We start from the raw sequence: 7,053 nt of genomic DNA on the forward strand, positions 1-7,053 counted from the left end.
ATGACCGCAGCAGTAGCCCAAGAGAACGCGAGCGGAGCGGACACACAGTCCGGCCGTGTCGTTCGGGTCATCGGCCCCGTTGTGGACGTCGAGTTCCCGCGCGGCTCGATTCCCGCACTGTTCAACGCCCTCAACGCAGAGATCACTCTGCCGACCGTGGCCAAGACCCTGACGCTCGAGGTCGCTCAGCACCTCGGCGACAACTTGGTTCGCACCATCTCGATGCAGCCCACCGACGGACTCGTCCGCGGCACTGCAGTCGTCGACTCGGGCAAGCCGATCTCTGTTCCCGTCGGTGACGTCGTCAAGGGCCACGTGTTCAACGCCCTCGGTGACTGCCTGGACACCCCCGGACTCGGCCGCGACGGCGAGCAGTGGGGCATCCACCGGAAGCCACCAGCCTTCGATCAGCTCGAGGGCAAGACAGAGATCCTCGAGACCGGCATCAAGGTCATCGACCTTCTGACCCCGTACGTCAAGGGCGGAAAGATCGGATTGTTCGGTGGTGCCGGCGTCGGCAAGACCGTTCTGATCCAGGAAATGATCACTCGTATCGCACGCGAGTTCTCCGGCACCTCGGTATTCGCAGGAGTCGGCGAGCGCACCCGTGAGGGCACCGACCTTCACCTCGAGATGGAAGAGATGGGCGTCCTCCAGGACACCGCCCTCGTCTTCGGCCAGATGGACGAGCCGCCCGGCACGCGTATGCGCGTGGCGTTGTCGGCACTGACCATGGCGGAGTACTTCCGCGATGTTCAGGGACAGGACGTTCTTCTGTTCATCGACAACATCTTCCGCTTCACCCAGGCCGGTTCGGAGGTGTCGACCCTTCTCGGTCGTATGCCGTCGGCCGTCGGTTACCAGCCCACGCTGGCGGACGAGATGGGTGAGCTCCAGGAGCGCATCACCTCGACCCGTGGACGCTCGATCACCTCGCTGCAGGCGATCTACGTTCCCGCCGACGACTACACCGACCCGGCCCCGGCCACGACGTTCGCGCACCTCGATGCGACGACCGAGCTCTCGCGTCCGATTTCGCAGATGGGTATCTACCCCGCTGTGGACCCGCTGAGCTCCACCTCACGCATCCTCGAGCCCGGCATCGTCGGCGCGGAGCACTTCCGCGTCGCCAACGAGGTCAAGCGGATCCTGCAGAAGTACAAGGAACTGCAGGACATCATCGCCATCCTCGGTATGGACGAGCTTCAGGAAGAGGACAAGGTTCTGGTCGGCCGCGCACGTCGCCTCCAGAAGTTCCTCGGCCAGAACTTCATCGTTGCCGAGAAGTTCACCGGCGAGGCCGGTTCGGTCGTGTCGCTCTCCGACACCATCGAGGCATTCGACAAGGTCACCAAGGGTGAGTACGACCACCTTCCCGAGCAGGCCTTCAACAGCTGTGGCGGTCTCGACGATGTCGAGGCAGCCGCGAAGAAGATGGCCGGAAAGTAGACCGACGTGACTTCTTCCGAGAAGAGCGGCATGGAGGTCTCCCTGGTCGCTGTGGAGCAAAAGCTGTGGTCCGGTACCGCGACCATCGTCAGCGCCCAGACCACCGAAGGTGAGATCGGCATCATGCTGGGCCACGAGCCCGTCCTCGGTCAGTTGATCGAGGGTGGCACGGTGTCGATCACGACCACGGACGGCGAGAAGCTCATCGCAGCCGTCCACGGTGGATTCCTGTCGGTGACGGGCAAGACGGTCACCGTGCTGGCAGAATCGGCCGATTTCGCCGACGACATCGATGTCGAGGCGGCACGGGCTGTAGTGGCAGAGAACGGCGACGACGTCGAGGCCATTGCGGTGGCCAAGGGTCGTATCCGCGCTGTCGAGCGGTCCTAGGTTCACGAGAAGCCGCGACGAGACCTGCGATGCACTACGGATTGATTGTTCTGATCATTCTGGTTGTGCTGCTCGCAGGGCTCGTCGCGGCTTTCGCGTACCGTCTGATGGTTCTTCGCCGCGGTGGAACCGCGGCGATCATGCGGGTGTTGCCGTCGGACGGCGGCGCAGGTTGGCGCCACGGCATCATCCGGTACGGCGACAACACGCTCGTCTTCTTCAAGCTGTCTAGTCTTCGCCCCGGCCCTGATCACCGCCTGGGTCGGCAGGACATTCACGTGGGTGATCGACGAGCCCCACGGGACACCGAGTTCGACATCATGACTCCCGACATCGCGGTGTTGGAACTGTCAGACAACGGCAAATATTTCGAGATCGCCCTGGACAGAAGTGCGTTGACCGCTTTCCTGTCCTGGGTCGAGTCTCGGCCCTCCGGCCGCTCGCGTCGCCGCAGGCCTGCGGCCTGATCAGCTCTCGTCTGTAGCCGGTTCACCCGGCGTGCGGCTCGATCCGGGGACCCACTGGACGTCGCCTTCGGGGTTGGCGTAGCGGCTCAGAATGAACAGTAGGTCCGAGAGTCGGTTGAGGTATTTCGCGGGCAAGGCACTCGTTGTCTCCGGGCTTGCGTGCACAGCAGCCCACGCCGACCGCTCCGCGCGTCGGGCCACCGTTCGCGATACGTGAAGCAGCGCTCCCAGCGGCGTTCCGCCGGGCAGGATGAACGACGTCAGTGCAGGAAGATCCTCGTTGAACTCGTCGCACCACCCTTCGAGGCGGTCCACGTAGCTCTGATCGATGCGCAGTGGCGGGTACTGCGGATTCTCGACGACCGGAGTCGACAGATCGGCGCCCGCGTCGAAAAGATCGCTCTGGATCGTGCGGATCACCGAGTGGACCGATTCGGGCGGGTTGCCCAGTGCGAGAACCACACCGAGGCTGGCGTTGGTCTCGTCGCAGTCAGCGTAGGCAATCAGTCGTTCGTCGTTCTTGGACACCCTCGAGAAATCGCTCAGCCCGGTGGTCCCGTCGTCGCCGGTTCTCGTATAGATGCGGGTGAGGTGGACGGCCATGGGCGCTACGGTACCGCGCGGGTGTCGGCCGGTCCCGCTGGCTACGCTGTCGACGTGAGTGAACGCTTTTTGGTCAACGGTGGTAATCGCCTCGTCGGTGAGGTGGCGGTCGGTGGTGCGAAGAACAGCGTCCTCAAATTGATGGCGGCGGCGCTGCTGGCAGAGGGTACGAGCACGATCACCAATTGCCCCGACATCCTGGACGTGCCACTGATGGCAGAGGTGTTGCGTGGGCTCGGCTGTGAGGTCGAGTTGGAGGGATCGGTCGTTCACATCACCACGCCTGCCATGCCGAAGTATCACGCCGATTTCGCGGCAGTCCGCCAGTTCCGAGCGTCGGTCTGCGTGTTGGGACCGCTGGTTGCGCGGTGCAAGCGAGCAGTTGTGGCACTGCCGGGTGGTGACGCGATCGGGTCGCGTCCCCTCGACATGCACCAGTCGGGTCTTCAATTGCTCGGGGCGCGCAGCGAGATTCAGCACGGGTGTGTCGTCGCCGAAGCAGACGAATTGCGCGGCGCGAACATCAGACTGGCTTTTCCGTCCGTCGGTGCCACCGAGAACATCCTGATGGCCGCAGTCCTGGCCACCGGGGAGACGGTCATCGACAACGCCGCGCGTGAGCCGGACATCGTCGACGTGTGCAACATGCTCAACGAGATGGGTGCCGACGTCCGTGGTGCCGGCACGTCGACCTTGACCATCCGTGGTGTGAGCGCGCTGAAGCCGACGACCCATCGGGTGATCGGCGATCGCATCGTTGCTGCGACCTGGGGAATCGCCGCTGCCATGACGCGTGGGGATGTGCGAGTCCGTGGTGTCAATCCCAAGCACCTGTCGTTGGTGTTGGACAAGCTGAGATCTGCCGGTGCCGAGGTCACCAGCGAGCCGGACGGCTTCCGCGTCGTTCAGCGCGAGCGGCCGCGGGCGGTCAATTTCGCGACGCTTCCGTATCCAGGGTTCCCGACCGACCTGCAGCCGATGGCCATCGGGCTTGCCACCGTCGCCGACGGCACGTCGATGATCACCGAGAACGTCTTCGAGGCTCGATTCCGGTTCGTCGAGGAGATGATCAGGCTGGGGGCCGACGCGCGTACCGATGGACACCATGCGGTGGTTCGCGGTGTGCCGCAGCTGTCCAGTGCGCCGGTGTGGTCCTCCGATATCCGAGCCGGAGCGGGTCTTGTGCTCGCGGGATTGGTGGCCGACGGCACGACGGAGGTGCACGACGTGTTTCACATCGATCGCGGTTATCCGAGATTCGTGGAGAACCTGAGTGCACTCGGTGGCAGCATCGAGCGGGTCAGCTGAGTAGCGCGGCTTCCAGCGCCTCGACCAATATGATGATGGCATAATCCAATTCGTCGTCGGAGACGGAGCCGTATCCGACGACGATTCCACCGCGCGCTGTGGGCGAGCGGGTCGAGTGCTCGAGCGTCGGTACGTCCACACCCTTCGTGGCGCAGGACGTAGCGACGGCACGGGCTGCGTCGGAATCGAGTACCAACACCGTGTGCAGTCCGGCTCCTACTCCCCGGAGCTCGCCGAACCTGGCCAGCGCTGCGGCGACCATGCGGTCGCGGGTGCGATAGAGCCGTCGCGCCGTTCGAACGGCTCTGTCCCATTCGCCGTCCCGCAGCATCGACGTCATTGCCTGCTGAACGGGAACCGATGGAAGATCGCCGATTGCGCGGCGCGTTGCCGAGATGCGGTCGACCATCGACCGGGGTGCCACCATCCAGCCGAGACGTATCCCGGCACCGAGGGTCTTGGAGACGGTGCCGAGGTAGACGGTTCGGTCGGGTGCCAATTCGGCCACAGTGGGTAAAGGTGCTGCACCGTAGCGAAATTCGGAGTCGTAGTCATCCTCGATGATCATCGAATCGTTGTCGCGGGCCCAGTCTGCAAGGGCGCGCCGGCGACCGATGGGCATGAAGGCCCCGGTCGGGTACTGGTGCGACGGCGTGACGTACACCGCTGGTGTCCGCGGGGGAGCCGAGCCGAGCTGTTCGACGATCAGGCCGGCGCCGTCGACGGGAACGTCGTGTACCGACCATCCGCGGTGCGTCGCAAGCGCAGCAGCGGACTTGTAGCCCGGATTCTCCAGTGCCAGAACATGTTCGATCGACTCGGCAACCGAAAGCGCACCCAGGGCGAGATCGAGACCATGGATGCTGCCCGTCGTGATCACGATCGACGCCGGGGTGGTGTGAAGGCCGCGTGCGCGGCGCAGAAGCTCGGCGACGCGAGTTCTGAGCTCGAGCGTGCCGGCAGAATCGGGATAGTCGGCCGGGGGCGGTGTGCTGCCGACGTCGCGCCATGCGCGCTTCCAGGCATCCGACGCCGAGGGGGGAGTCCACGGGATTCCCGGACGGAGCGATATGCGCGGGGGAGTTCGTGGTGGTGCTTGTGCACTCGGCGACACCGCCACCGACCGACCTGCGCGGGGGATACGTCGGACATAGTTGCCCGAACCGCGCCGGGGATCGAGCCATCCTTCCGCGACGAGCTGTTCGTAAGCCTTCTCCACGACCGCACGCGCAATGCCCAGATCGACGGAAAGTGCTCGGGTACTGGGTAATCGAGAATCGGGTTCCAGCTCTCCGTCGTCGATTGCGGATCGGATGCGATCGGCCAACTGGACGGGAAGCGTCCGAGAGTCGGCGCGGTCGATGGTGATCGACAGAGAGATCGGGAGCATGGAGCTTCGGTATCCCTTGGCTTTCTCGACGAAGTGGCCTGAACAAGTTTGCCTTGATTGGACCATGACAGAAGGCCACTTGTCCGGCATCTTGTGAATCATGACAGTCGACGACGTGCCTCTTTCCCCGACAGCGCGAACCGTAGTGATGCGGGGTAGCAGCCGTGCCAGCCTCGAACGGGCAACGTTGCTCGACGTCCTACGCTCGGCGCGCATCTGTCATGTCGGCGTGGTCGTGGCTGGATTGACTCGCGTCGTACCGACGGTGTTCGGCGTGGATCCCAACGGTCCGGACAGGGAGGGCACGCTGTATCTCCACGGATCAGTGGCATCACGCAGCATGATCGATGCTCCCGAGCAGGACATCTGCGTCACTACGACCGTCGTCGACGGACTCGTCCTTGCTCGATCGGCATTCCACCATTCGATGAATTACCGAAGTGCGGTCGTGGTCGGCCGGCCCCGCAGAGTGGAGGACGCCGATGAACGGATTCGGGCGCTGGACGCGATAGTCGATCAGGTGGTCCCCGGAAGAAGCGCGCATCTGCGTTCGCATACGAGGAAGGAGCTTGCTGCGACCGCGGTACTGGCGCTTCCTATGTACGAGGCGTCGGTGAAATCGCGGACCGGTGGACCCGTCGACGACGACCGTGACATTCGACAGAGCGACGTGTGGGCGGGCGTCGTCCCGGTGTGGGAGGCGCTCGGTGACGCCGAACCTGCCGAGGATCTCGCGGAAGACATACCGGTGCCGGACCATGTAGATGCCATGGGCCGGAACGTATTTCGGTAGTGAACGCTGTTGCGTGAGAGGCAGTTCGGGTTGTGGCTGTCATCACATATGGTTGTTGCAGCGTGTGGCGGGATCGATGACGTGACGCTACGAGGTCGAGCTGCGCAAATGCCCCGAGACCGTCGGTCGACCTGCCGATTTGCGTTGGTGTGGTTGGTGGCGTAACTTTTGTCGAGTCAGAGCGACGGACACCGACCCGGTCTTCACGGACTGGGTGAACGAGGTTGGACGTGTGGCTCGGCAGGTTGTGTCCCCCAAGAGTCGGGCCTTGTGTCCGAGACCAAGCTGGGATACGCTGGAACAGTTGCCCTCGAGGCCGACGGACTGTGTGTTCGTGGGGTGACAGTGTGTGCGTGTTCTTTGAGAACTCAACAGTGTGTCGATGAATGTCAGTGCCGAAATTATTTTGGTGAAAGCATTCGATGTATCAGCCATCCGCTTGTGGTGGTTGTTGTCGGGTGTTGTTTGAAATGCTAGTTGAGTTTTTTTGCTAGTGATTTGACTTGATGTCTTTGACTGATTCACGGTCCCTTGTGGGGATTGTTGTTTCGCAGGTCTTTTACGGAGAGTTTGATCCTGGCTCAGGACGAACGCTGGCGGCGTGCTTAACACATGCAAGTCGAGCGGTAAGGCCTTTCGGGGTACACGAGCGG

Annotated in this window: 7 protein-coding genes and 1 rRNA gene; 6 read left to right on the plus strand and 2 right to left on the minus strand. The window is 63.3% G+C overall.

Features of this window, described 5'->3' with window-relative positions; translation table 11 throughout:
• Genes atpD through CH296_RS17450 form a run of 3 tightly spaced genes read left to right on the plus strand, consistent with a single transcriptional unit; the run spans position 1 to position 2,306 of the window.
• On the plus strand, positions 1-1,449 hold the full coding sequence (gene atpD / locus CH296_RS17440; RefSeq protein WP_027497899.1) for a F0F1 ATP synthase subunit beta: 1,449 nt from the start codon (positions 1-3) through the stop codon (positions 1,447-1,449).
• Positions 1,450-1,479: 30 nt separating this feature from the next.
• The gene (locus CH296_RS17445; RefSeq protein WP_032393525.1) at positions 1,480-1,839 is read left to right on the plus strand and encodes a F0F1 ATP synthase subunit epsilon; all 360 of its coding nucleotides are present in this window, start codon (positions 1,480-1,482) and stop codon (positions 1,837-1,839) included.
• Positions 1,840-1,868: 29 nt separating this feature from the next.
• Positions 1,869-2,306, plus strand: coding sequence for a DUF2550 domain-containing protein (locus CH296_RS17450; protein WP_094647098.1), 438 nt, complete (start codon positions 1,869-1,871; stop codon positions 2,304-2,306).
• Here the strand turns inward: CH296_RS17450 and CH296_RS17455 are convergent, their stop codons facing one another.
• Positions 2,307-2,909, minus strand: coding sequence for a cob(I)yrinic acid a,c-diamide adenosyltransferase (locus CH296_RS17455; protein ID WP_094632236.1), 603 nt, complete (start codon positions 2,907-2,909; stop codon positions 2,307-2,309).
• A 54-nt stretch (positions 2,910-2,963) separates the two neighbouring features.
• Between CH296_RS17455 and murA the strand changes: the two genes are divergently transcribed.
• Positions 2,964-4,217 (plus strand): UDP-N-acetylglucosamine 1-carboxyvinyltransferase, encoded by a 1,254-nt coding sequence (gene murA / locus CH296_RS17460; protein WP_032393537.1) that lies wholly within the window; start codon positions 2,964-2,966, stop codon positions 4,215-4,217.
• On the opposite strand, the gene CH296_RS17465 is transcribed toward murA, so the two are convergent.
• Positions 4,210-5,607, minus strand: coding sequence for a PLP-dependent aminotransferase family protein (locus tag CH296_RS17465; RefSeq protein ID WP_094685323.1), 1,398 nt, complete (start codon positions 5,605-5,607; stop codon positions 4,210-4,212). The two genes, murA and CH296_RS17465, sit on opposite strands and share 8 nt — an antisense overlap.
• Before the next feature lie 100 nt (positions 5,608-5,707).
• Here CH296_RS17465 and CH296_RS17470 point away from each other — a divergent pair, with 100 nt between their 5' ends.
• Together CH296_RS17470 and CH296_RS17475 are read left to right on the plus strand one after the other, a co-directional pair.
• Entirely contained in the window at positions 5,708-6,400 is a 693-nt protein-coding gene (locus CH296_RS17470; protein ID WP_094632232.1) for a pyridoxamine 5'-phosphate oxidase family protein, read from the plus strand.
• A gap of 558 nt (positions 6,401-6,958) precedes the next feature.
• Positions 6,959-7,053 (plus strand): 16S ribosomal RNA (locus CH296_RS17475); the annotation flags it as partial.

This window comes from Rhodococcus sp. 14-2496-1d, assembly GCF_002259365.1.
Taxonomy (GTDB): Bacteria; Actinomycetota; Actinomycetes; order Mycobacteriales; family Mycobacteriaceae; genus Rhodococcoides.